Source organism: Maribacter sp. 1_MG-2023, assembly GCF_030547005.1.
Taxonomy (GTDB): Bacteria; Bacteroidota; Bacteroidia; order Flavobacteriales; family Flavobacteriaceae; genus Maribacter.
This window is the reverse complement of the sequence record NZ_JAUOPN010000024.1, coordinates 1-25,778: the sequence shown is the minus strand read 5'-3', so window position 1 is coordinate 25,778 and position 25,778 is coordinate 1. Positions and strand designations below refer to the sequence as shown.

The following is a 25,778-nucleotide window of genomic DNA, read 5'->3' as shown; positions in this document are numbered from 1 at the left end:
AATAATTTAAAATTATGACAGGCATGAAACTATTAAAACTAAACAAGGCAGTTTACAGCATTTTCGGATTGGTAATACTCCTTTCTAGCTGCAAAGAAAAACTTAAAAATAATAGTGACACTTTAGCTATGTCTACAACTGTAATAAAAACAGAAGCTCCTAAAAAAGAGCTTTCCCAAGAATTTAAAGATTATTGGTATAACGGTTCTGCAGAAATCACTTCCTACAATTTAGAACAAGCTAGGTATGGCGAGATGAGAGAAGGCAGTGCTGTATTGATTTTTGTGACTGAACCATTTTTACCAGGCATTCAAGTAAAGGCAGATAATAGCAATGAAAGCAACATTCCTGTCTTAAAATTGAATACTACCAAAAACTACATAACGGGTATTTACCCCTACTCTATTATGACGAGTAGTTTCTACCCTGTACATGATAATCAACATGCGCTTAAGGTATCGTTTTCTGCACAAGAATGGTGTGGTCATGTATACGCGCAATTAAATAATAAAGATGATTTCGAAATTATGAGTCATTCTTATTTTGAATCTGAAGGCGATCAAGATTACCAAATAGAGAAAGCTGTTCTTGAAAATGAAATCTGGAATAAAATTAGAGTAAACCCAGAAAATTTACCAATCGGTGAAATAAAAATGATTCCATCATTGGAGTTTATTAGAACAACTCATGAAGAATTCAAGGCTTACAAGGCAATCACTTCTTTAACTGAAAAAGATGGAATGAATACTTATGAGATTAACTATCCGGAGTTAAAACGTACTTTAAAAATAAACTTTGAAAACAAGTTTCCATATCTAATAGAAAGCTGGGCAGATACCTTTCATGATGGGTTTGGCGACAATAAAAAAGTTTTAACCTCCAAAGGAACAAGAATTAACAGGATTACAACACCCTATTGGCAGCAGAAATCGAATAAGGATTTATCTTTGCGCGATAGTTTAGGGTTATAGCTTATGAAAGAATTTATTAATGAGCATTATAATGAGTTAATATATAGTCTCATTGTTTTAATTGTTATTCTTGTTTTAAAATTTTTATTTACCACAGCGATAAGAAAGGTTAGTAAGATCAGTGATTACAATCCTGTACGTACCAATCTAATACTCAAGTTTACAAACATTGCGCTAACTATTATCGCAGTGGTAATATTAACCCTAGTATGGAGTGTAAACTACAGAGATTTAGGCGTTATGCTATCATCTGTTTTCGCTGTTATTGGTGTAGCATTATTTGCTCAATGGTCTATTTTAAGTAACATCACCGCAGGTGTTATCATCTTCTTTTCATTCCCTTTTAAAATAGGGAATACCATTAGAATTTTAGATAAAGAATTACTTGACCCAAACAATACCGATTTAGATAAATTTGTAATAGAAGATATTAGAGCTTTCCATTTACATTTGAGAAGAAGTAACGGTGAGATTTTAACATACCCGAATAACCTTGTACTTCAAAAAGGAGTAATACTAATATCTACTTACCAACAAGGTGAATTTTTAAATACAGAAGAAGAGGAAGAACAAATTGTTTGATTCTGTTAAAGAAGTCGTAAAAAAGCGAGCTTAGGTACTAATCTTATTATATTTGAAATTACTACCAAAACCAACTTAAAATGCGATATTTATTAGGGTTAATAACCTGCAGTATCTTTGTACTCGGTACCCTGAAAGCCCAAACCCCCAAGAATAGTTCTGCAACCGACATTTACCACTCTATTGAAAAGCTTAATTTTTTAGGTACGGCACTTTATATAGCTGCCCACCCAGACGATGAAAACACCCGCTTAATATCATATCTATCTAACAACGTTAAAGCAAGAACAGGTTATTTATCTCTTACCAGAGGCGATGGAGGTCAGAATTTAATTGGTCCAGAATTACGTGAACTTTTAGGAGTACTACGAACACAAGAATTACTTGCAGCAAGAAGAGTTGACGGTGGTGAACAATTTTTTAGTCGCGCTAATGATTTTGGTTACTCAAAACAACCAAGTGAAACTCTAAAAATTTGGGACAAAGAAGCCATTCTTGGTGATGTGGTTAGAACTATTCGTAAATTTAAACCAGATGTAATTATCAATAGATTCGATCATAGATCGCCAGGTACAACACATGGTCATCACACCTCTTCGGCAATGTTAAGTTTCGAGGCATTCGACCTAGCAAATGATTCTAATGCCTACCCAGAGCAATTATCATCAACAAACACTTGGCAACCAAAACGATTATTTTTCAATACATCGTGGTGGTTTTATGGTAGCCGAGAAAAATTTAAAGCGGCAGATAAAACTAATCTTTTACATATGGATGTAGGCACCTACTACCCTATGTTAGGCATGTCTAATAACGAAATAGCTTCATTAGCTAGCAGTCAGCACTTATGCCAAGGTTTCGGAAGGCTAAGTTCTAGAGGCACAGAAGATGAATACATTGAATTATTAAAAGGCGATTTACCAAAAGACAAGTCGAACATTTTTGATGGTATCGATACTAGTTGGTCTAGAATTGAGGGAGGAAAAGCTATCGGTGAAATTCTTTACGATGTACAGGATAATTTTAATTTCAAAAACCCTACGTCACATTTGCCAAAATTGCTTGAAGCGTATCAGTTATTACAAAATATATCTGATGAGCATTGGAAAAATTTGAAAACAGTAGAATTAACAACAATCATTTCAGCTATTACTGGATTGCATTTAGAAGCTTTTACGAAAACGGGGTATACAAATCCTAGTCAAAACGTCGATGTTCAAATTCAAGCATTGAATAGAAGTGATATTAATATTGAAATAAAATCAATATTTCTGAATGACCAGAATAGTAACATTGATAATACTGTTTTAAACAATAATGAATTGTTTGAAAAGAAAGTTGAATTAAATATTCCGGCTTCCACAGATTTCACTAGTCCTTACTGGTTAATGGAAAAAGGAACTTTAGGAACGTATACCGTTAAGAATACCGACTTAATAGGAAAACCAGAAACACCACGAGCATTTAATGCTACTTTTAATTTAAACATAAACGATGTTTTAATTCCTATTACCAGACCTGTCGTTTATAAATATGCAAAACCCGATAAAGGAGAAATTTATCAGCCTTTTGAAGTGGTACCAGAGGCAACAGCGAGCTTTACCGATAAGGTTTTAATATTTGCCGATGCATCACAAAAAAGAATTCCCGTTACTATTAAGGCTCACAAAGACAGTATCTCTGGTACAGTTGAATTAAAATACGGCACAGGGTGGCAAGTTGATAAAAAATCGCAACCATTCTCAATCAACAAAAAAGGCGATGAGCAAACTGTATATTTTACGTTGAGTCCGCCAGCTACCGAGAACGAAAGTAGCATCTCCCCTATCATAAAACTAAATGGAAACGAAATTAGCAAAGAGTTGGTGACCATAGCTTATGACCATGTACCAACGCAAACTGTTTTACTACCTTCAGAAAGCAAAGTAGTTCGATTAAACATCCAGAAAGCAGGAGAAAATATAGGTTATATTATGGGTGCTGGAGATGAAGTACCTACAAGTTTAGAACAAATAGGATACAATGTTCAACTAATTGACCCTACAACCATCACAAAAGAATCATTAAAAAAATATGATGCTGTTGTCTTAGGTATTAGAGCATATAACGTAGTAGAAGAACTAAAATTTAAGCAACGATTTATTCTAGATTATGCTAAAAATGGCGGTACAGTAATTGTGCAATATAACACTGCTAGCAGATGGGGTTCTCAATTTGAAAATATAGCGCCTTATGACCTAGAAATTTCAAGAGACCGTGTAACGAATGAAAATTCTAAAGTAGAGATAATTGCAAAAGATAATTCACTCGTACATTTTCCAAATGAAATCAGCGAGAGTGATTTTGACGGTTGGGTTCAAGAACGAGGATTGTACTTTCCTAATAAATGGAGCGCAGAATTCACACCTGTATTAGAAATGCATGATGATGGAGAAGAATCAACAAAAGGTAGTCTTTTAATTGCCCCGTATGGAAAGGGAAACTATATTTATACCGGACTGAGCTTTTTCAGAGAATTACCGGTTGGTGTTCCTGGAGCTTACAAGCTATTTTCTAATATGCTTTCTGTTGGAAAAGATAAAGTTGAAACAAAAGCCAAAATCAAAGGATGAGCAACGAACGGGATGAAAATAAAACTTGGAAAAAAGAGTACACCATTGTGTTGGTACTCAATCTTATATATGTTCTTATTTTCTATTACGTAATGACGTCATTTAATTAATATGGAAGGATTAGATTGGATTATTCTTGCCAGCACACTTCTCTTTATTGTAGTTTATGGAGTATGGAAAACCAAAGGAAGTAAAAACGTAGATGATTACGTTCGTGGTGGTAGAGATTCTAAATGGTGGACAATAGGTCTATCAGTTATGGCTACACAAGCTAGTGCAATAACCTTTTTATCTACTCCCGGTCAAGCCTTTCATGATGGTATGGGCTTTGTTCAGTTCTATTTTGGACTCCCCTTTGCCATGATTATCATTTGTATGGTATTCATTCCACTTTACCATAAGATGAAGGTATATACCGCCTATGAATTTTTAGAAGGTCGTTTTGATCTTAAAACTCGTTCTTTAGCTGCAATACTATTTTTAATTCAAAGAGGACTAGCTGCAGGTATTACCATTTTTGCACCTTCAATAATTTTATCTGCAGTACTTGGTTGGGACCTACGTACATTAAATATTATTATAGGTACTCTAGTAATTATATATACCGTGTCTGGTGGAACAAAAGCTGTGAGTGTCACTCAAAAACAGCAGATGTTCATTATTATGACAGGTATGTTCATCACCTTCTTTTTTATATTAGGATACCTACCTTCTGATATTACCTTTAGTAAAGCAATGAAAATTGCTGGTGCCAGTAATAAATTAGAAATACTGAATTTTGATTTAAATACTTCCAGTAGATACACATTCTGGAGCGGTATTACAGGCGGACTGTTCTTGTTCCTAGCCTATTTCGGTACAGATCAAAGTCAGGTACAGCGTTATTTATCTGGCAAATCTGTAAGAGAAAGTCAACTAGGTCTTATATTCAATGCTGTTCTTAAAATACCTATGCAGTTCTTTATTCTTTTAGTTGGTGTAATGGTATTCGTCTTTTATCAATACAATCCGTCACCATTAAATTTTAATCCGTCTGCTACACAGGCAGTAATGGAGTCAAGTTATGCTAATGACTACAAGCTACTCCAAGAAGGACAAATAGAACTAGAAGCAGAAAAAAGAATTGCTCAAAACAAATTTTCTGCAGCTTTAGAGATAAAAGAATATACAGCAGTCGAAGAAGCTAAAAAGCAAATTATACGCATTAACCATAAAGATAGCACCAATAGAATAGCTGCAAAGGCTTTAATTAGTCAAGCCAATGATGCGGTTGAAACTAACGATAAAGATTATGTCTTTATCCACTTCATACTAAATAATTTACCCACAGGTTTAGTAGGGCTGTTATTAGCTGTGATTTTATCTGCGGCGATGTCATCAACAGCTTCAGAGTTAAATGCACTAGGTACTATTACCGCTTTAGATTTATATAAGCGTAATAGAGCAAGCGAAAATCTTTCAGAAGAGCATTATGTAAAAGCTTCTAAATTCTTCACTTTAATTTGGGGAATTATAGCCATATTAATAGCCTGTGTGGCAAACCTATTTGACAATTTAATTCAATTAGTAAATATCATTGGTAGTATTTTCTATGGTAATGTTTTAGGTATATTTTTAATCGCATTTTTCTTGAAGTTTATAAAAGGTAATGCCGTTTTCTTTGCTGCATTAGTTACACAAATTATTATTTGTATTATTTATTATTATCTAATTCATATTTACCCTTCTGGTCAAGAAAAATTAGGATATCTATGGCTTAACTTTTTCGGTGCGGCATTAGTTATTATAATATCATTTATATTTGAAGCCTTTGACCGTATGCTTAAAAAGCCTTTACCTACAAGCTAAGAACAATAAATTTTTACAAAAATTAATGGTACATAATCAAGTAGCGTCTTATTTTATTGAACAATACAAGAATACACCTACGCTTATTAAAGCTCCAGGACGAATCAATATAATTGGTGAACATACTGATTACAATGAAGGTTTGGTACTACCTGCTTCTATAGAAAAAGGGATTTATTTTGCTGTTTCTGGCAATGACCTTAATAGTATTCAGATTGAAACTTTTTTAACCCAGCCAGAGAAAATTGTATTCCAAATAAATGGCGAGCATCAAAAATTTGAATCTTTTTGGGGTAACTATTTTAAGGCTATTATTGAAATTCTAGTTGCTAAAAACTATCCTTTAAAAGGAATGGATTGTGTTTTTGGCGGAGATATTCCTATTGGATCAGGTCTCTCTTCTTCTGCCGCATTGTGTTGTGGTTTTATTTATGCCCTTACTAAAGTATCAGGAAAAGAGATTTCAAGAGAAGAAATTGCTTTAATCGCACAAGAAGCAGAACATAAAATTGGACTCAACTGCGGATTAATGGATCAATATGCCGTGCTCTATGGCAAAAAGGGAAATGCATTTTTCTTAGACTGTAAAGATCTGAGTCATACCTACATCCCTATAAATTTAGAGGGTTATAGTTGGGTATTGGTTAATTCTAATATAAAACACAATTTAGCTGTTGATTCTGAATACAACAAGCGTCGCGTTTCATGCGAGAATATTGTAAAAGAAGTACAGCAATATAAACCTGAAATCACGTCGTTACGTGATGTTACGCTAGAAGATTTACAAAAAGTCACCAACCTTACAGATGCTATCGATGTTAAGCGTGCAAATTATATTATCGAAGAAAATAATCGCGTTCGCAAAATGATCAAGGTTTTATCTGCTGGTGATGCCAATGCCGTTGGTGCAGTACTCAAAGAAGGTCATTGGGCTATGTCTACGCAATATGAAATAACCACAAGAGAATTAGATGCGTTGGTTAAAATTGGTGAAAGCTTAGATGGTGTGCTTGGCTCTAGAATGATGGGTGGCGGCTTTGGTGGTTGTACAATTAATTTAATGAGTACAGAAAAACTAGATACAAGTATAAAATCTTTACTAGATCAATATAAAGAACAAACTGGTATCGATGCTGAATACTACCATTTGGCTATTGATGACGGCGTAAAAGTATTTGAATAAAATTCTAAATATTTTCCATAAAAAAAGTCCGTGTTTTATAACACGGACTTTTTTAGTTTTATAAAAATTCTAATTATTTAGAACTCCATTCTTTAATGGAATCATTATTCATTTTAATGTAATCACTGTTACCAGCTGCAGTAGCACCTGTTAACGACTTTTTAGCAGCTTCGATTGCTCCTTTTTTATCACCAGCTTTAGCTAAGATTAGAGACTGTTGTCTTAGTTGCCAGAAGGCAGGCTTATCAGTCATTGACATCGCCTTGTCCATCCATTCTTTAGCTTTGTTTATATCTTTACCTTCACTAGAATAGTATACTGCTGATGCATAATAATCTTCAGCAGTTGGTCCGTTTAAAGCTTTATCAATACTGCTCATTACAGTAGCATCTGTACCAACAGTAAAAGGAATTGCTACATAAGTATTTTCCCAAATGATGCCAATATTTGCTCCGTTAGAAGTTACATCATCAAAAGTGATTGTAAAAGTTTCAACAGGCATTTCAATTTTATAAACTGGTACAGATAATTGAGCAACTACTTTGCTTTCTTCCCATTTGCTTGGAGTACCACCACCTACAGTATCAGTATAGATAAAAACTTCCCATGCAGAAGCTCCTGGTTTAGTGAAAATAGAATATGTTCCTGCTTTAACTTCTTTACCACCTATAGTTACGTCAGAGTCAAAAGTTACTAAAGTGTATCCGTTCGCTCCTGTTCTCCATAATTTATCAAAAGGTACAAGGTTACCAAATACTTTTCTACCTCTCATAGAAGGTCTTGAATAGTCAATACTCACTTCAGTTAAACCTACCGTCTGCATTAATTTAGCTGCCGGACTTGGTGCTGGTGTATTTATTTGTGCTTCAACAGTTAAGGAAGCTACAATTGCCAATAAAAATAGTACTACTTTGTTCATGATTATTTTTCTGATTAGTTATTTATCACAAAGCTACTTATAAAGGAGAGGTTGAAATGTTAACAAATTCTTAAATACTCGCAACTGAATTTAATATACTGCAAACGATTTTGAAATTACTCTGTCTTCTAGAAATAATGCTAGATAATAAACTGAAGATTCTAGGTGATTTGAGATAGCACCCTTCTTTTTAATTTCGCCAGAATTCTGCCAAACCTGCTTACCTGTTAAATCATAAATAACTTGTCCAAATATAGATTTATCGGTTGTAATAGTATAATAATAAATGTGAGAAAGTTCGTCTCGATAAATTATTAATCGATCTTCAACAGCAACATTATTGGGTAACTCAGATTCTATAGGATTTTCGGGAGTCTCGGGAGTCTCTGTTTCTTCTGGGTTTTCCGGTTCCTCTGGAGCTTCTGGTACAACATCCGGAATCTGAAAAGAATATAACCGTGATGGTGATTCAATGGTGGGAGTTTGCCTAGAATAATATTCTGATGAAAAGAAATAACTGCTTGAACCGGTTTGTGTTAGTCCTTCCGCTTGAATAAAATTAAGTCCTAAAGATTGTTGTGCATATCCTTCAAAAACAGCATTAAAATTTAAATGTTCTATAACACCAACAAACGGACTCAATATCGAAGAATATCCAATTACAACCAATCTGTTTGATTCTGCATCATAAGTTGCGTCGGTAATCAACCCAACTTCTTCAATATTCCCTACAATACTTGCCGTATACGTTCCTGGAAATTTAGAAAATTCGTAAGCCACTGACCCTTGAGATTGCCATTGCTTAGTCAATACTACTATTCTATCATCAATAACAAAAAATGCTTCTGCATCCCAATCACTATTTCCATTACTCTCGTACACTTGTTGATCTTCATAAGAAAAGTTTATGGTAGTTGCGGTGACGGTATTAGAACTTAGATACTCTTCTTTTAAAATTCTATGAACAGCTAAGTCAGTTCTTGTACCCACATTATTTCCAAAATCACCGATGTAGATATACTCATCATCTTGAGAAATCGCCTCCCAATCAATATTTTGAATATTGGTAACATTCACTCTTCTCTGTATAGATAGCGTCAAAGTATCTAACTCATAAAGTACAGCTTCGTTACCCGAATCATTATGGGTAATTAAATTGCCGTTAAAGTAAATTAATCCAGATGTTTCAAATACATCATCGGGCAGTTCGCCAACAGTTTGCACATTATCTTGCGCAGCTAACGTAGCTGTACTAATGAAAAGAATAATAAGACCCAACTGTTGAACAAAAAGTTTCATTGTTGCAAAATAAGCTAGAATAATGTTAATCACCTGTATTTAAGTGACCTAAATTCAATTTAATCGATAAAGTCAATTTTTACGACTAATACAAAGCATTTATAAATAATGTTTAAGTATTTTTGAATATTGTTAGACATTTATACGGTCTATCTTTATTAAATGTGTATACATGAAATTATATCAATTACATTCAAAACAAGCGCTACCTATTGGCAAAAAACAAGCATGGGAATTTTTGTCAGACCCAGCAAATTTAAAAGTTATTACTCCTGAACATATGGGTTTCAATATTCTTTCGGGAGCGGATAGAGAAATGTTTCCTGGGCAAATTATACAGTATAAGGTATCACCTTTCCCCGGTTATACTACAAAATGGGTAACTGAAATAACCCACGTAGATCAAGGTAATTATTTTGTAGATGAGCAAAGGTTTGGACCATATGCACTTTGGCACCATAAACACTTTATCAATGAAATAGATGAAGGCGTTATCATGGAAGATATTATAGATTATAAAATTCCTTTCGGATTTTTAGGCCAACTAGCGCACCCTATTATCGTAAAAAAACAGTTGATGGAAATATTTAAGTACAGAGAAGACAAATTAAAAGAGCTTTTCGGTACTGTAGATTCCATCCCAAATAAACTTCAACTAAAATCTTTTTAAATGAAAAATATATTATTAATTGGAGGGTCTCAGGGTATTGGACTATCCATTGTAAGAGAATTACAAGAAACGCATAACGTATTTGTTGCATCGCGAACAGATGAAGCATTGCAACACGAAAACATAACTCATATCAAATTCGATGTAACTAAAGACGAACTAGATATTTCTCAACTACCCGAAAAACTTGATGGATTTGTATATTGCCCTGGTAGCATAAACCTAAAGCCATTTAAAATGATGTCATTAGACACCATAAAAGATGACATGGAACTTAATTTCTTTGCCATGGTGAAAATCGTAAAGCAAATAATTTCATTGATGAACGAAGGGTCAAGTATGGTCTTTTTTAGTACTATTGCAGTAGGCACAGGTATGCCATTTCATACTAGTGTAGCTGCTGCTAAAGGAGCTATTGAAGGTTTTGCAAAGTCTATGGCTGCAGAGTATGCACCCAAAGTACGAGTTAATGTTATAGCTCCATCTTTGGTTGATACACCATTAGCAAAACGGCTTTTAAACAATGATAAAAAACGTGAAATGATGAGTGAACGTCACCCATTAAAAAGAGTCGGAAATCCTGAAGATATTGCGAATGCAGCAGTCTTTCTTTTAAGTGATAAAAGTACATGGATGACCGGACAGATTATTGGTGTAGATGGCGGACTCTCAACTTTAAACATCAACTAAATGGCTAAAAAAGTATCTATATTTTGGTTTAGAAGGGATTTAAGATTAGACGACAATGTCGGATTTCTTGAAGCTTTAAAAGGCGAACACCCAGTACTACCTATTTTTATATTTGATGAAGAAATTCTTTCAAAATTACCTAAAGATGATGCAAGGCTTACATTCATACATGAGTCTCTGCAGAACATGCGAAATCAACTACAAGAAGAAAATGATAGCTCTTTAGCTATGTATTTTGGTAAACCTATAGATATTTTAAAAAGTCTTACTCAAGAATACGAGGTAATCTCTGTATATACCAATAGAGATTATGAGCCATATGCAAAAGAAAGAGATGAAAAAGTTGCAAGTTTCTTAAAGGAAAAATCTATTGAATTTAAAACATTCAAAGATCAAGTTATTTTTGAAAAATCAGAGATTGTTAAAGGTGATGGTGAGCCATATGTGGTTTATACACCTTATAAGAATAAATGGCAAGAACATTTTACTGCTGATAAAGATTTGGTTATTCACTATACTAGCCAATATTTACCAAATTTGATTAAAAACTCTCGATTACCAAATTTATCATTGAACGATATTGGTTTTGAAAAATCCAAAATAACGGTTCCTGAATATGATGTTACCCCTACTCTAATCGACAATTATGAAGATACACGTAATTTTCCAGCAAAAGAGAATGGAACATCTCATTTAGGTCCACATTTACGTTTTGGCAGTGTATCGGTTCGTAAGATGATGAAAAAAGCCATTGCTGAAAATAACAAGGTCTTTTGGAGCGAATTAATATGGAGAGAATTTTTCATGACTATTCTTTATCACTTTCCTCATACGGTAGATAATGCTTTTAGATCGAAATACGACCGTATAGAATGGCGTAATAATGAAGATGAGTTCGAGAAATGGAAAACTGGTACCACAGGATATCTTTTGGTAGATGCCGGTATGCGCGAACTAAATGAGACTGGTTATATGCATAATCGTGTACGTATGCTAGTTGCAAGTTTTCTGTGCAAACATCTTTTAATAGATTGGCGTTGGGGAGAAACCTATTTCGCAGAAAAGTTGTTAGATTATGAAATGAGTTCAAATGTTGGCAACTGGCAATGGGCAGCAGGAAGTGGTGTTGATGCTGCACCCTATTTTAGAATTTTCAACCCAATGACACAAGTTGATAAGTTCGACAAGAATAAAGAATATATAAAAACCTGGATTAAAGAATTTGGCACCGACAAATACCCAGAAAAAATGGTAGATCACAAAATGGCAAGAGAACGCTGTTTAACAACATATAAAGAAGCCGTTAGCTAAGACTATTTCGCCAATTGACGATTTAGTTCTTGTTGATTTACAACTCTTCTTTTTAGCATATTTACATAACGTAAAGCATCTTTATTTTCGTAGTCAGTATAGGCTTTAGAAGCATATTCTATTGCCTTGTTCAGGTTACCGTTAATTTCATTGCTAATTGCCATATTATAATATGCTCTTCCAGCAACTTTACTTTTGGCATTATTTAAATCAGCATTCCATAAATCGGCAGCACCGTCCCAATCACCTGCTTTTGCACGTCTATCGGCAATTTCTAAATTGTTACTTCCTTTTATAAAATAATCTCTAGCAATACGAATTTTTTCAGGTCTTGTAAAAAGTGCGTAGTTCGCACCAAGCTTAGAGCTGACACTTAGAACAGCCTCTTTTCTACCAATAACAGCTTCTAAAGCCTTTACAGGATTGATTCCCTCACCCGAAGAAAATAGTCTGTCGTTAGAAACGTACTCATCAATAATAGATCTATTAGACGGGTCATAAATTCTCCAACCGTTTTTAATAGCAGTATTCAGTTTAATTCTATGTCCCGGTACATTTGCATCAACACCCAAATTATTAGGTATTTTAACCGTCGTCAATTCATAATTCACAGCCGTATCAGTATCATAAAATTCTAATGAAAATAGAACGTCCACATCATTTTCCTTACATATTCTATCAACAATTTCCCAAGAAATTTCAGAAGGAAAAATGCTTAATCCCTTTTCTATATCTTTTTGATTCTCAATTACTTTAACAGCATCAAATCGATTACTACGTTCTAATTCATATTTGAGTCCCGTTACGGCATTTTGAGCGCCTTCCTTATCCAAATTAAGTCCCTCTAAAGATAAAATCTTATCAATATTATCTACAACCTTATTTTTTTCTGAAGCACTACTTCTATTAACTATACCAATATTAATTACATCATTTGGTATCGGTACTTGAGCAGGTTGGGTAATACCCATCGTCATTCTATTGGTAGAACTACACGCCATAATTGAAAAAAATGCAGAGGTCAAGAGTACTTTATAGGCTAGGTTTTTCATAATTCGAAAATTTTAAAACATTGCGATTTGAGTAATAACGAAAAATGGAGCCTTAAATTATATATTTTACAAGTAAGGGTCGTCTTAAATTTAGAATTCGAACAATACGGTCATTATTTAGGTTTTGTAAGATATACTCAACCACAGCTACCATTTACCGAGTTACATAAAGAGTTTATTTTGGTATATTTACTAGGACTTTAATCTTAGGTTTAACACTACTAATGATTAGAAGACTAACAACCAAAACAACTAATATGAAAAAAACATTATTATTGGCGCTATGCTTGTGCATGAGTGCTTCTGTTTTCTCTCAAAAAATGAGTAAAGACAAAAACCTAATCATCGCTTCTGTCGAAAAACACAAAGAAGAGCTTATTAAAATTAGCGACTCTATTTGGGCACTAGCCGAAACTGCTTTTGATGAAACAGAATCTTCAAGAATTTTGGCAGATTATGCAGAAAAGAATGGGTTGACCGTCACTAGAGGCGTTGCTGATATACCAACAGCTTTTACCGCAACGTATGGTTCTGGTAGCCCTGTAATAAGTATTTTGGGTGAGTTTGATGCCCTACCGGGAATTTCTCAAAAAACATCTCCGGTAAAAGAACCTTTCAAAGAAGGTGCTGCCGGTCATGGTTGTGGACACAATATGTTCGGTACTGCAAGTCTTGGGTCAGCAATTGCTATTAAAGAATTAATGGATGCAGGTAAAATAAAAGGAACCGTAAAATTCTTAGGCACACCAGCTGAAGAAAAATACTTTGCAAAAGTATGGATGGTAAAAGCAGGATTGTGGGATGACGTTGATGTTAATGTTAGCTGGCACCCAGGTGCTGGTATTGAAGCAGATGTACAAAGTGGATTATCACTTATTGATTTCGTTGTAGAATTTTATGGTCAGGCGGCACATGCCTCTATGGATCCTTGGAATGGTCGTAGTGCATCTGATGCTTTAGAATTATACACGACGGGTATCAACTATTACAGAGAGCATATTTTACCTTCTTCTAGAATTCATTATCACATACAAGATGGTGGGCAAGTTGTAAACGTGGTACCAGATTATGCTAAGCTTTGGGTACGCGTTAGAGACCCTAAAAGATCAAATATGCTACCAACTTACGAACGCGTAAAAGCAATGGCAGAAGGTGCAGCGATTATGGCTAATGTAGAGTATAAAATTTCATTAGTATCAGGTATCTATGAAACTTTGGTCAACCGCTCTGGCGGAGAAATCATGCAAAATAACTTAGAGATATTAGGTCCTATTACCTATACTGAAGAAGAAACTGTTTTTGGTAAGGCAATTCAAAAAGCTACAGGTAAGCCAGAAGTTGGTTTTGATGGTACTGTTCACCCATTAAGAGAAACATTAGAAAACCCAGGTGGTGGTTCTACAGATGTAGGCGATGTAAGCTGGAATGTACCTAACATTAATTTAGGGGTTTCTGTAGCACCTACGGGTACACCTTGGCATTCATGGGCTGTTGTTGCCTGTGGCGGAATGTCTATTGGTCATAAAGGAATGATCCATGCATCTAAAGCAATGGGTATGACAATGCTAGACTTGTTTCAAAATCCAAAATTAGTAACTAAGGTGAAAGAAGAGTTCAAAACCCGAAAAGGCGATGAAGTTTATGAACCAATGATCGATGGTCCACCGCCATTAGATGGAGAATAAAGCACAATTAATAAAGAAGCTATCGTAACAGATAGCTTCTTTCATTTTTAAGTAACTTGAACCATCAAACTTAAACAACAACAATGAAAAAGATTATCGCATTATTCATTTTGATTACGGGTACTTTTGCCTCGGCCCAGTCGTTCGATTTTCAATACGATCATTACTCAGTTATCGTAAAAGATTTGGATAAAGTAGGCGCATTTTATAAAGATGTTCTGAACTTGAAAGAGATTCCACACCCTTCTGCCCCATCGGGTTTTAAGTGGTTTGCAATACAAGGAAATTCACAATTACATTTAATAGGAAAAGATAGCGTAGCTATGAAACATAGTAAAAGTGTTCACCTTTGTTTGGCTACCCAAAAATTAGATGAATTAATAGCTTCTCTTGAAGAAAAGAACGTTCCGTATTGGGATTGGCCAGGGAAAGAAAATACAGTAACCTTAAGAGCTGACGGAGTAAGACAGATTTATTTAAAAGACCCAGAAAATAATTGGGTAGAGATTAATAACGCAGTACATTAAAAGTAGATCACAATTAATTTCATCACCTATATGAAAAGTGAAATCAAACAAATATTTGAGCTAGGTTTCCCGTGGCAAACGCAAGATCCTTTTTTATTCTGTGTTTATCATTTAGACCACTATCCTAAAGGCAATGGCGAACTAGGTCCGGCTGATTCGTTAGAAGGCAGAAATTTAGGAAACGATTTTCAAATTAAAGATGGCTATAGAATGTATCATGGTACCACAATACCCGGATTTCCTGCACATCCGCATCGCGGATTTGAAACGATAACAGTTGTGAATAAAGGGTTTTGCGATCACTCTGATTCATTAGGTGCCGCAGGACGATTTGGAGAAGGAGATGTACAATGGATGACTGCTGGTAGCGGAGTACAACATTCAGAAATGTTTCCGCTAATTCATACCGACAAAGAAAATACTCTAGAGCTTTTTCAAATATGGTTGAATCTACCCGCCAAAAGCAAATTTGTAAATCCACATTTTAAAATGCTTTGGCATGAAGATATTCCTGTATTAAAATTAGAGCAGTCCACAGTAAAGATTATTGCCGGCAGTTTTAGTTCTGAACAAGCATTAGAACCTGCACCTGATTCTTGGGCTTCAGATACAGAAAACGATGTAGCGATATGGAATATAAAAATTGAAGCTAATGGCGCTATGACATTACCAAAAGCTAACGAAGGCTCAACCCGAACCTTATATTTTTATGATGGGCATAGATTAGAAATTTTTGGTGAATCAATAACTCCCAACCATGGTATTAACGTAGAGGCATCAGAAGAAATTATATTGAAAGCTACTGAAAAAGAAGCCAGTATTCTCGTATTACAAGGTAAACCAATTGGCGAGCCTGTAGCAAAATATGGTCCGTTTGTAATGAATAATGAAGAACAATTAGAAAATGCGATGAATGAGTTTAGAACTACGCAGTTTGGTGGCTGGCCTTGGAGACATCCTGATCATGTACACGAAAAAAGCAAAGGACGTTTTGCAAAATATCCTGACGGCACTTTAATTGATAAATAAATGTTAGAGACAATACGTTTAATTTGCGATAGTGGTTTATTGGTTCTAATTTGGATTGTACAATTAATAATATATCCGAGTTTCTCTTATTACAAACATGTAGATCTTTTTCAATGGCACAGCAACTACACCAAAAGAATTGGTGTTATTGTAATTCCATTAATGGTCACGCAATTGATCATAAGTCTTATTCAAGTATATACAACCCCTGATTTCTACAGCATATTATATAGTAGCTTAGTTATAGCAGCATGGCTTATAACTTTTATAATGTTTGTACCATTACATGAAAATATATCTAAAGAAAGAGATGTAGAGATATCTATTAAAAAGTTAAAACTCCATAATTGGTTAAGAACCGTATTATGGAGTTATATTTTTATGCTTACCTGTTACTTAAAATTTACATTCTTGTAATTTTGGCACCTATTGCACGTAGTCTTTCGTCTATATTCTCATAACCACGATCTATCTGTTCAATATTATGAATAGTAGAAGTCCCTTTTGCCGATAAAGCCGCAATCAGTAATGAAACACCTGCTCTAATATCTGGCGATGTCATTGTAGTCGCTTTTAAAGTAGACTGAAAATCATGACCTATTACTGTAGCTCTATGCGGATCGCAAAGAATAACCTTTGCTCCCATGTCCAACAACTTATCTACAAAGAACAAACGGCTTTCGAACATCTTTTGATGTATAAGCACTTCTCCTCTAGATTGTGTAGCAACAACAAGAATGATACTCAATAAATCAGGAGTTAATCCTGGCCAAGGTGCATCTGCAATGGTTAAAATAGAACCATCGATATAGTTTTGTATTTCGTATCCGTCTAAATGAGCAGGAATGTAAATATCATCACCTTTTCTTTCTAAGGTAATACCTAGTTTACCGAATACTGTTGGTATTTGACCTAAATCGTCCCAACTAACATCTTTAATGGTTAATTCACTTTTCGTCATAGCAGCTAAACCGATCCAGCTACCAATCTCAATCATATCAGGTAACATACGGTGATCCGTTCCACCTAATTTATCTACCCCATCAATAACCAAAAGATTAGAACCTACACCAGATATTTTGGCGCCCATTCTATTCAACATTTTACAAAGTTGTTGTAAATATGGTTCACATGCCGCATTATAAATGGTAGTTTGCCCTTCAGCTAAAACCGCTGCCATAACAATGTTTGCAGTTCCGGTAACGGAAGCTTCATCAAGCAACATGTAAGTACCTTTCAACTTATCTGCTTCAACACCGTAGAAATACTCTTCGCGGTTGTAGCGAAATTTGGCCCCTAATTTTATAAAACCTTCAAAGTGTGTATCTAAACGTCTCCGACCAATTTTGTCACCACCTGGTTTAGGAATATAACCTTTACCAAAACGCGCCAATAATGGTCCAACCAACATAATAGAACCTCTTAAGCCTCTACCATCTTGCTTAAACTGATCAGATTGTAAATATTCTAAGTTGATATCGTCGGCCTTAAAACTATAAGAGCCTTTGCCTTTCTTTTGAATTTTTACACCTAAGTCTTCTAAAAGTGCTATAAGTTTATTAACATCAACAATATCTGGAATGTTGTTGATTGTTACTTTTTCGTCTGTAAGTAGTACTGCGCAAAGTATTTGAAGTGCTTCGTTCTTTGCTCCTTGAGGTGTTATTTCACCAGATAACTGATGCCCTCCTTCGATTTTGAATGTCCCCATCTAGAGAAGTGGAAATTTAATAGCGTTTTTTACCGCGGTTATTATTATTATTATTTCTTTGATTTTTCTTTCCTGTATTATTCGAACGCGGTGTTTTCGCAACTCGATTTTTAAGGAACTGTCCGCTATCTGTCAAACTTTCGCCTTCAGCAGCTAAATCTATGCGACCATCACTTAAATCGAATAAATGTTTAAAAATAGCTGTATCATCAACTACATCTTTATTCCAATTTAAGTAGCATTTTTTCATGTGATTGGCAATCGCATATTCTAAACCAGAACGCTTATCACCTTTCTCCCACTCAACGGCAACATCAACCATACGTTTAATGTTATTACCGTAAAATCGATATTTAGGAAAGTTTTGAGGATACTCTAAAGCATCAGGTCTCTGTCTTAATATCTCTTTCGAAGTAATTGGAAATGGAGAATCTACATCCAACTTAAAATCAGCCATTATAAATAACTGATCCCAAAGTTTATGTTGAAAATCAGGTACATCACGTAAATGGGGTTGTATATTTCCCATTACGCTAATGATTGCTTGCGCTACTTTATTTCTTTCTTCACGGTCTTCAATTGATATTGCATGGTTCACCATTTTTTGAAAATGACGACCATACTCTGGTATAATCAAATGTTCACGCTCGGTATTATATTCTAGGTTTTCTACTAATTGCAAATTGAAAATTTTAGCTTAATGTGTTTGAGAAGTATTCTTATAACGATGCCAAATTAATAAAATTATAGATGAAATGCTATTTTACAAGGATATTACGCCCTCTATCTCACCTACTTTTTTATATTTTTCTATAACAGCGTCAGGGCTCTTCAAGTTTACAGTAATAGAAACACTGGTATATTTACCATTTTTAGATTCTTTTAAATCAATAACTGCTCCTGTATTATCGAAAATGGTATTTATTTTATCAATTTTATCTGTTTTCGTCTCAACAATAAATTTATACAGATAATCAGAAGGCCATTTTGAGGTTTCTGTTAATTGCTCCTTTAATTTCTTATAGAATTCAACTGGGTTATTTTCGTCCATCACGAGTATTTTATGCAAAGATAAGTGTAATGAACCAGTTTTTTAATAATGTTGGTTTATGTACTTTTACCGAACTAAATTATGAGTTTGAAAAGCAAGAGAATTGTTGTAACAGGAGGTCCGGGAACCGGAAAAACAGTATTAATATCATCACTTGAAGAAAATGGATACCATTGTTTTCATGAGGTAATTAGAACAATGACTTTAGATGCATTGGACGATGTATCTTTAGAGGATAAATTAGTAAACCCAATTGATTTTGTAAAAGATTCAAAAAGTTTTAATGACGAATTAATTAGTGCCCGTTTACAGCATTTTATCAATGGACAAAACATACATAAAAATCATTTATTCTATGATCGTGGGTTACCAGATGTTATAGCTTATATGGATTATTTTGGGCAACCTTCAGAAGAACGTTATGCTAGTTTATGTTTAGAACACAGGTATGACGAGGTATTGATCTTACCACCTTGGAAAGAAATTTATGTACAGGATAACGAACGAATGGAAAATTTTGAACAAGCTTGTGGCATTCACGATAAGCTTGAAAAAACGTATATTGACCTAGGGTATACGCCAATAGAAGTTCCATTTGATACTATAGAAAATCGTATGCAATTTGTAATAGATTTTATAAATAAAACGGGTGAATAATACACCAAAAGAAATTTTATCAAAATATTGGGGTTTTGACAGCTTTAGAGGCTCTCAAGAAGAAATCATCAATGCCATTTCTAATGGTCAAGATGTTTTAGGATTATTACCCACAGGAGGTGGTAAATCGTTATGCTTTCAGGTACCAGCATTAATGAAAGAGGGTATTTGTATTGTTATATCTCCGCTAGTAGCCCTAATAGAAAACCAAGTCGACAACCTTCAAAAACTAGGCATTAAAGCCATAGGTCTAAAAGGCGGACTCAAATTTGCTGAAGTAGATAAGCTATTAGATAATTGTATTTACGGCAGTTATAAGTTTTTGTATTTATCACCAGAGCGCTTGCAACAAGAACTGGTACAAGAACGTATTAAGGCAATGAACGTTTCTATGTTCGTTATAGATGAGGCACATTGTATTTCTCAATGGGGTCACGATTTTAGACCTGCGTATTTAAGCTGTTCTATATTACGAGAACTACACCCTACCCCTCCAATGGTTGCTTTAACGGCAACGGCAACAAAAAGAGTTAGCGATGACATTATTTCTTCATTAGACCTCAATTATCCTTTTGTAGTAAAAGATTCATTTTTTAGAAAAAATATAGGATTCGGTGTCATACTGACCGAAGATAAAAATGGTCGTTTAAAACAATACTGCCAGCAAATAAAACACAGTGCCATTGTATATGTTAGAAGTAGAAGAAAGGCAGAAGAACTATCTAAGTTTTTAGTAAAGAATAATGTCAAGGCAACATTCTATCATGGTGGTGTTGATCAAAAAATGAAAACAGAACGGCTTAATCTTTGGTTAGAAGATAAAGTTCAAGTTATGGTTGCCACCAATGCTTTTGGTATGGGTATAGACAAACCAGATGTTGAATTAGTAGTTCATTATCAAATACCAGATAGTTTAGAAAATTACTTTCAAGAAGCAGGTAGAGCTGGTAGAAACGGAGATTTTGTAAAGGCAATTCTACTTACCAATACTACTGACAAAGTATTGGTAAAGAAACAATTTATCGACATTTTACCAGACGTTGCCTATGTGAAAATGATTTATAAAAAATTAAACACATTTTTTCAAATTGGCTACGGAGAATTTACCGAAGCAAAGTTTTATCTAAATTTCAACGAATTCTGTAACATATATAAGCTGAATACATTTTTAACCTATAATGCATTACAGCTACTAGACAGAAATTCGGTACTATCACTATCTGAAAATTTCTCAAAAAAAATTACAATCAAATTCATAACAGATAAGGATACATTATATAGGTACATTGACAAAAATTCTAAACTTGCCGATTTTATAAAAGTAGTTCTACGCACCTATGGCGGACTCTTTGAATTCGACACACAAATTAACATGTACTTATTATCTAAAAAAACAGCTTTATCAGAATCATTATTACATCAAAACTTTAAACAACTAGCAAAAGATGAAATTATTGAATACAACAGTGTTTCAAGTGATTTAGAAATGCTGTTCTTGGTACCACGAGATGATGACCGTACTATTAATATTTTCGCAAGGAATATTGAAGAACAAAATCAGCTGAAAATTGAGAAGGTAACGAAGATGCTGAACTACATTGAAAATGACACTGTTTGTAGAAGCATTCAGTTATTAGGATATTTCGGGGAGGTTCAAGAAAAAGAATGCGGCATATGCGATGTTTGCATCAGTCAGAAATTAGCCAATACAGATGTTGTACACGCCAAAATAAAAATCATTCAACTTTTAAAACAGAAAGCTGCAAGTTCGCTAGAATTAGAAAAACGTCTAAATATCAATCAAGACATTGTTATTGCAGCCTTACAAGAACTACTAGAAGACAATTACGTAACATTAAATACTATAAACGAATACCAACTATTATAATATGGAAGCATTGAGAATTGTATTTATGGGCACCCCAGATTTTGCTGTAGGCATTTTAGACATGCTCGTAAAAAAGGAATATAATATAGTAGGTGTTATTACGGCACCAGACAGACCCGCTGGCAGAGGTAGAAAACTAAACGAATCTGCAGTTAAAAAATACGCTGTTGAAAATAACCTTACGGTTTTACAACCAACAAACTTAAAAGACACCGAGTTTTTAAGCACCCTAAAATCACTAAATGCTAATTTACAAATAGTAGTAGCCTTTAGAATGTTGCCAAAACTTGTTTGGGATATGCCAGAATACGGGACGTTTAATCTGCATGCATCGCTTCTACCTCAATACCGTGGTGCAGCACCTATTAATTGGGCTATAATAAATGGTGAAACAAAAACCGGAGTTACCACATTCTTTATCGACGAAAAAATAGATACTGGTGCTATTATAATGCAAGACGAAACTAGCATAGAAAAAACCGATAATGCCAAAGACTTACATGACAAACTAATGTACTTAGGGGCTGAAACTGTCGTGAAAACCGTAGCACGAATTCAAGAAGGAAATTTTGAAACTACAAAACAAACAAATTCCGACGATTTAAAAGATGCACACAAACTATTTAAAGAAACATGTGAAATAGATTGGAGCAAGTCTAAAGAAAATATATACAACTTTATAAGAGGTTTAAGTCCGTACCCAGCAGCATGGACAACTTTGACAAACGGAGAACAAACTATAATTACCAAGATTTACAAGGCGCAAATAGAAATCGAAGAACATGAACTAATAACCGGAACTTTGATATTTACTAAAAAAGAGATGAAAGTTGCTATACAAGGTGGCTACTTAAATCTCGATGAAATACAACTTCAAGGCAAGAAAAGAATGCTTGTAAAAGATCTATTGAACGGTCTTAATTTAGAAAAAAATGCAAAAATGGGGTAAAGCCCCGTCTTTATTGGGCTGCGAGAAACGTAAAAAAAAACCTACTTTATCAACAAACACGCTGAGTTATCAACAAAATAGGGGATTTCCCCTTGTTTTACTTGTGTTGCTCAGAAATCCATATAAATTTGTTAATAGGTATAAATTATTTAATCACAATTAATTATCACATTATGAACAAAACAGAATTGATCGATGCAATGGCAGCAGACGCTGGCATCACAAAAGCTGCGGCTAAAAAGTCATTGGAATCTTTCTTGGGAAATGTTGAAAATTCTCTTAAAAAAGGAGATAGAATTTCTTTAGTAGGTTTCGGTTCTTGGTCCGTATCTAAAAGAAATGCAAGAGAAGGTAGAAATCCATCAACTGGAAAAACTATCCAAATCGCTGCTAAAAATGTAGTTAAGTTTAAAGCAGGTGCTGATTTAGGCAAAGCTGTAAACTAGTTTTACACAGATAATTTATTAAAAGCGCCTTAGTTGGCGCTTTTTTTATTTGCATGTTTTTGCATTTAGACGGATTTGTCTTACTTTAGGTATATAATCATCGCAAATTAATGATCGTATTAAAGCCAACAAAAGGAAAATTACTAATTGCAGAACCATCTTTAACAGGAGACGTTTCTTTCAATAGATCTGTTGTGCTGTTAGCAGAACATAGTAATGAAGGCTCTGTTGGTTTTATTTTGAATAAGCCACTAGAGTATCAAATAAACGATTTGGTCACCGAAATTGAAATACCTTTTAAAGTTTATAATGGCGGTCCTGTAGAACAAGACAATCTTTACTTTATACATAAAGTACCGCACTTAATAGATAACAGTGTAGAGATTTCAGATGGTATTTACTGGGGCGGTGATTTTGAAACTACCGTAGATCTTATCAATAAAGAAATTATTTCTGAAGATGATATTCGGTTTTTTCTTGGTTATTCTGGCTGGTCTTCTTTACAACTAGATGAAGAACTGACTTCAAAATCATGGATCGTTGTTGAAAATGAACATGAAAGTAGAATTATTCAAAAAGCCGCAAAAGCAATTTGGAAAGAAAATATGATCCAATTAGGTGGTGACTATCTACTTTGGTCAAATGCTCCAGAAAACCCGAGTCTCAACTAAACACCTGCAGTTAAAGACATTCTAGCCGCAGCATTCAATTTACCCATTAAGTTTTTTGCAGTTGTATTGACAAAATCTTTCTTTCTATATTTTGTTATGGAGATAATACCGTCAATATTATTTATAATGAATAACTCATCTGCTTTTTGAAGCTCAAAAGGCGATATACTATCCTCAAGAAATTCAAAATTATTTATTTTTGAAACAATATCTATAAGCTTCTTTCTTAAAATACTATTAATGCAACCATCGGTTATAGGTGCTGTTTTAATCTGATTACCTTTTACCACAAACAAATTACCATTTAGAGCCTCTATAACTTGCTTTCTTTCGTTGAGCAACAAACAATCTTGATAATCATTTTCTTGTGCGTAAATCGCTCCTACAACATTTAAAACTTTATTATTAGTATCTAAGTTAGACAACATACTAGAATTTTTGTAGAAATCTTTAAAAAGTTCTACTTCGTATGCACCCTCGTTAAGAATAAAAAATGGGTTTGTTAACGTGTTACTTGTAATGAAATATGAAATACTATTATCAGATTTAGAAAAATCGGTCTGACTATTTCTGAAAACCGTAAATTTTATTTGTTTTGCTTCTTTTAAATCGTTCTCAGATAGACTTTTTAGAATTTCTTCTTCCATAAACTCCATAGTAAAGTTCATAGGTATCTCCATTCTTAGAATTCTCATAGAAGACATTAAGCGTAAATAATGATCTTCTAAAAATATAATATCACCATTTAAAACACGTAATTCTTCAAAAACGGCATCACCAAGCTGCACTCCCCTATTCTTTTCGTTTAAAAAAGAAGTATTATCCTCAAGAAGTTCACCATTAAAATTGAACATAAAAAAAGCCTTAAAAAATTAAGGCTCAAAGATACTGTAAATAAGGGTATTTTTAGGATGATCCCAATACCTGTTTTAAATCTGATACTTGGTTCGTCCAAAGCATTTTAGACTCCTCAATTTCATCATCTTCTGCAAAGTCAGTTATAAACAAAGAAACATCTTTAGTTATTTCATCTACAATTATTTTCATTTCAAAAAAGCTATCATCTTCTGCTTCATCCCAAGAAAAACGTACAAACTCATCTGATTTTCTTTTTAACAGCTTAGCTTCTTCTTCTGCTCCGTCCCAAATAAATGTAAACTTCTCTCCTCTAGAATTCACATTATCTGCAAACCATTCTGACAGTCCAGAAGGTGTTGCCAGGTATTGGTATAACATCTGTGGTGAAGACTGTATTACAAACTCTATTTCAAATTTTATTTTATCGCTCATGTTCATGCTACTTTATTGCGAGCAATATATATATTTCTAAATGATAAAAAAATAAATGTGAGGTATTATTTTTTATATAAATTTTTGTTGAAGAACAAATAAATTACCACTATATTTGCAGCCGTTAAAAAATAATATGGCGAGGTAGCTCAGTTGGTTAGAGCGTCGGATTCATAACCCGGAGGTCGGGGGATCGTGCCCCCCTCTCGCTACATTAGTAAATTCAAGTAAAACAACGGTTTAGTTCACTCTAAACCGTTTTTTTATGTCTATATTTCTGCATGAAATTACAATTGAACACGAAAGTGAACACGATTTAGAACACAATTAGTCTACAAAACCAAATTTTTCTGTACCAAAAAACTATACCGCCAAAGGTGATCTTTCAAAAAAATGGTACGTCTATTTTTCATTTAGGAACCCAAAAACTAATATATTGGAACGAATGAAAAATATTTACGGCAAGGCAAATAATTATAAGACAAAGGCAGATAGATTAACAATTCTAACCTCGTACCGTAAAAATCTATTAAAATTATTGAGAGCAGGCTATAGCCCATTCGAAAATCAATCGGTCGATAAAATTCATGAACCGGATTTAAAGCATGTAAGAGTAGATAATAAAATAGAAAAAATTAAAACTGAATATACAGAGTCTACTAATGTAGGCTTCCCCTTCTTAGGACACCTCTAAATTCGATAAATAATTATTATTTAGGTCAGATTTGATGAAGAAT

26 protein-coding genes and 1 tRNA gene are annotated in these 25,778 nt (G+C 34.1%); 19 read left to right on the top strand and 8 right to left on the bottom strand.

What is annotated here, in order from left to right; all coding sequences use genetic code 11:
• Positions 1-23: 23 nt before the first annotated feature.
• The 5 genes from Q4500_RS18065 (at position 24) to galK (ending at position 7,196) form a co-directional block, all read left to right on the top strand.
• Positions 24-971, top strand: a complete 948-nt coding sequence (locus Q4500_RS18065) for a septum formation inhibitor Maf (RefSeq protein WP_303600971.1) — start codon at positions 24-26, stop codon at positions 969-971.
• A 3-nt stretch (positions 972-974) separates the two neighbouring features.
• A complete protein-coding gene (locus Q4500_RS18060; RefSeq protein WP_303600970.1) occupies positions 975-1,553 on the top strand; it encodes a mechanosensitive ion channel domain-containing protein in 579 nt (192 codons plus the stop codon).
• An 80-nt stretch (positions 1,554-1,633) separates the two neighbouring features.
• Positions 1,634-4,165, top strand: a complete 2,532-nt coding sequence (locus tag Q4500_RS18055) for a PIG-L family deacetylase (protein ID WP_303600969.1) — start codon at positions 1,634-1,636, stop codon at positions 4,163-4,165.
• A 111-nt stretch (positions 4,166-4,276) separates the two neighbouring features.
• Positions 4,277-6,013, top strand: a complete 1,737-nt coding sequence (locus tag Q4500_RS18050) for a sodium:solute symporter (RefSeq protein WP_303600968.1) — start codon at positions 4,277-4,279, stop codon at positions 6,011-6,013.
• Positions 6,014-6,038: 25 nt separating this feature from the next.
• On the top strand, positions 6,039-7,196 hold the full coding sequence (gene galK, locus Q4500_RS18045) for a galactokinase (protein ID WP_303600967.1): 1,158 nt from the start codon (positions 6,039-6,041) through the stop codon (positions 7,194-7,196).
• A 73-nt stretch (positions 7,197-7,269) separates the two neighbouring features.
• On the opposite strand, the gene Q4500_RS18040 is transcribed toward galK, so the two are convergent.
• Complete coding sequence (locus Q4500_RS18040; protein WP_303600966.1) at positions 7,270-8,115, bottom strand: DUF2911 domain-containing protein; 846 nt, start codon at positions 8,113-8,115, stop codon at positions 7,270-7,272.
• A 90-nt stretch (positions 8,116-8,205) separates the two neighbouring features.
• Positions 8,206-9,414, bottom strand: coding sequence for a T9SS C-terminal target domain-containing protein (locus Q4500_RS18035; protein WP_303600965.1), 1,209 nt, complete (start codon positions 9,412-9,414; stop codon positions 8,206-8,208).
• Positions 9,415-9,586: 172 nt separating this feature from the next.
• On the opposite strand from Q4500_RS18035, the gene Q4500_RS18030 reads away from it, so the two are divergent.
• Genes Q4500_RS18030 through Q4500_RS18020 form a run of 3 tightly spaced genes read left to right on the top strand, consistent with a single transcriptional unit; the run spans position 9,587 to position 12,085 of the window.
• Entirely contained in the window at positions 9,587-10,084 is a 498-nt protein-coding gene (locus Q4500_RS18030; RefSeq protein ID WP_303600964.1) for an SRPBCC family protein, read from the top strand.
• Positions 10,085-10,774, top strand: coding sequence for an SDR family NAD(P)-dependent oxidoreductase (locus tag Q4500_RS18025; RefSeq protein ID WP_303600963.1), 690 nt, complete (start codon positions 10,085-10,087; stop codon positions 10,772-10,774).
• Entirely contained in the window at positions 10,775-12,085 is a 1,311-nt protein-coding gene (locus Q4500_RS18020) for a deoxyribodipyrimidine photo-lyase (RefSeq protein ID WP_303600962.1), read from the top strand.
• A gap of 2 nt (positions 12,086-12,087) precedes the next feature.
• Here the strand turns inward: Q4500_RS18020 and Q4500_RS18015 are convergent, their stop codons facing one another.
• Positions 12,088-13,137 (bottom strand): DUF6340 family protein, encoded by a 1,050-nt coding sequence (locus Q4500_RS18015; RefSeq protein ID WP_303600961.1) that lies wholly within the window; start codon positions 13,135-13,137, stop codon positions 12,088-12,090.
• 257 nt (positions 13,138-13,394) lie between these two features.
• On the opposite strand from Q4500_RS18015, the gene Q4500_RS18010 reads away from it, so the two are divergent.
• From Q4500_RS18010 to Q4500_RS17995, 4 genes are all read left to right on the top strand, one after another.
• A complete protein-coding gene (locus Q4500_RS18010) occupies positions 13,395-14,822 on the top strand; it encodes an amidohydrolase (protein ID WP_303600960.1) in 1,428 nt (475 codons plus the stop codon).
• An 83-nt stretch (positions 14,823-14,905) separates the two neighbouring features.
• On the top strand, positions 14,906-15,349 hold the full coding sequence (locus Q4500_RS18005) for a VOC family protein (protein ID WP_303600959.1): 444 nt from the start codon (positions 14,906-14,908) through the stop codon (positions 15,347-15,349).
• 30 nt (positions 15,350-15,379) lie between these two features.
• Positions 15,380-16,378, top strand: coding sequence for a pirin family protein (locus Q4500_RS18000; RefSeq protein ID WP_303600958.1), 999 nt, complete (start codon positions 15,380-15,382; stop codon positions 16,376-16,378).
• The gene (locus tag Q4500_RS17995) at positions 16,379-16,795 is read left to right on the top strand and encodes a hypothetical protein (protein ID WP_303600957.1); all 417 of its coding nucleotides are present in this window, start codon (positions 16,379-16,381) and stop codon (positions 16,793-16,795) included. It abuts the gene before it with no gap.
• Here the strand turns inward: Q4500_RS17995 and murA are convergent.
• From murA to Q4500_RS17980, 3 genes are all read right to left on the bottom strand, one after another.
• Positions 16,782-18,089 (bottom strand): UDP-N-acetylglucosamine 1-carboxyvinyltransferase, encoded by a 1,308-nt coding sequence (gene murA, locus Q4500_RS17990; RefSeq protein ID WP_303600956.1) that lies wholly within the window; start codon positions 18,087-18,089, stop codon positions 16,782-16,784. The genes Q4500_RS17995 and murA overlap by 14 nt on opposite strands.
• A gap of 16 nt (positions 18,090-18,105) precedes the next feature.
• Entirely contained in the window at positions 18,106-18,771 is a 666-nt protein-coding gene (locus tag Q4500_RS17985) for a DUF4290 domain-containing protein (protein ID WP_303600955.1), read from the bottom strand.
• 81 nt (positions 18,772-18,852) lie between these two features.
• Complete coding sequence (locus tag Q4500_RS17980; RefSeq protein WP_073243924.1) at positions 18,853-19,140, bottom strand: DUF493 family protein; 288 nt, start codon at positions 19,138-19,140, stop codon at positions 18,853-18,855.
• 81 nt (positions 19,141-19,221) lie between these two features.
• Between Q4500_RS17980 and Q4500_RS17975 the strand changes: the two genes are divergently transcribed.
• The 5 genes from Q4500_RS17975 (at position 19,222) to Q4500_RS17955 (ending at position 23,751) form a co-directional block, all read left to right on the top strand.
• Complete coding sequence (locus Q4500_RS17975) at positions 19,222-19,797, top strand: ATP-binding protein (protein ID WP_303600954.1); 576 nt, start codon at positions 19,222-19,224, stop codon at positions 19,795-19,797.
• Positions 19,790-21,685, top strand: a complete 1,896-nt coding sequence (locus Q4500_RS17970) for an ATP-dependent DNA helicase RecQ (protein ID WP_303600953.1) — start codon at positions 19,790-19,792, stop codon at positions 21,683-21,685. Before Q4500_RS17975 ends, Q4500_RS17970 begins: the two co-directional genes overlap by 8 nt.
• A gap of 1 nt (position 21,686) precedes the next feature.
• Positions 21,687-22,634, top strand: coding sequence for a methionyl-tRNA formyltransferase (gene fmt / locus Q4500_RS17965; RefSeq protein WP_303600952.1), 948 nt, complete (start codon positions 21,687-21,689; stop codon positions 22,632-22,634).
• A gap of 173 nt (positions 22,635-22,807) precedes the next feature.
• On the top strand, positions 22,808-23,080 hold the full coding sequence (locus Q4500_RS17960; RefSeq protein WP_027066835.1) for an HU family DNA-binding protein: 273 nt from the start codon (positions 22,808-22,810) through the stop codon (positions 23,078-23,080).
• Between the two features lie 110 nt (positions 23,081-23,190).
• The gene (locus Q4500_RS17955; protein ID WP_303600951.1) at positions 23,191-23,751 is read left to right on the top strand and encodes a YqgE/AlgH family protein; all 561 of its coding nucleotides are present in this window, start codon (positions 23,191-23,193) and stop codon (positions 23,749-23,751) included.
• Here Q4500_RS17955 and Q4500_RS17950 read toward each other — a convergent pair.
• Together Q4500_RS17950 and Q4500_RS17945 are read right to left on the bottom strand one after the other, a co-directional pair.
• Positions 23,748-24,605, bottom strand: a complete 858-nt coding sequence (locus Q4500_RS17950) for an aminotransferase class IV (RefSeq protein WP_303600950.1) — start codon at positions 24,603-24,605, stop codon at positions 23,748-23,750. The genes Q4500_RS17955 and Q4500_RS17950 overlap by 4 nt on opposite strands.
• Positions 24,606-24,657: 52 nt before the next feature.
• Positions 24,658-25,041 (bottom strand): START-like domain-containing protein, encoded by a 384-nt coding sequence (locus Q4500_RS17945; protein WP_303600949.1) that lies wholly within the window; start codon positions 25,039-25,041, stop codon positions 24,658-24,660.
• A gap of 138 nt (positions 25,042-25,179) precedes the next feature.
• Between Q4500_RS17945 and Q4500_RS17940 the strand changes: the two genes are divergently transcribed.
• Both Q4500_RS17940 and Q4500_RS17935 read left to right on the top strand, forming a co-directional pair.
• A tRNA-Met gene (locus tag Q4500_RS17940) sits at positions 25,180-25,253 on the top strand.
• 233 nt (positions 25,254-25,486) lie between these two features.
• Positions 25,487-25,735 carry a hypothetical protein gene (locus Q4500_RS17935; RefSeq protein WP_303600948.1) on the top strand — a complete coding sequence of 83 codons (249 nt, stop codon included), beginning with the start codon at positions 25,487-25,489 and terminating at the stop codon, positions 25,733-25,735.
• Positions 25,736-25,778: the final 43 nt, after the last annotated feature.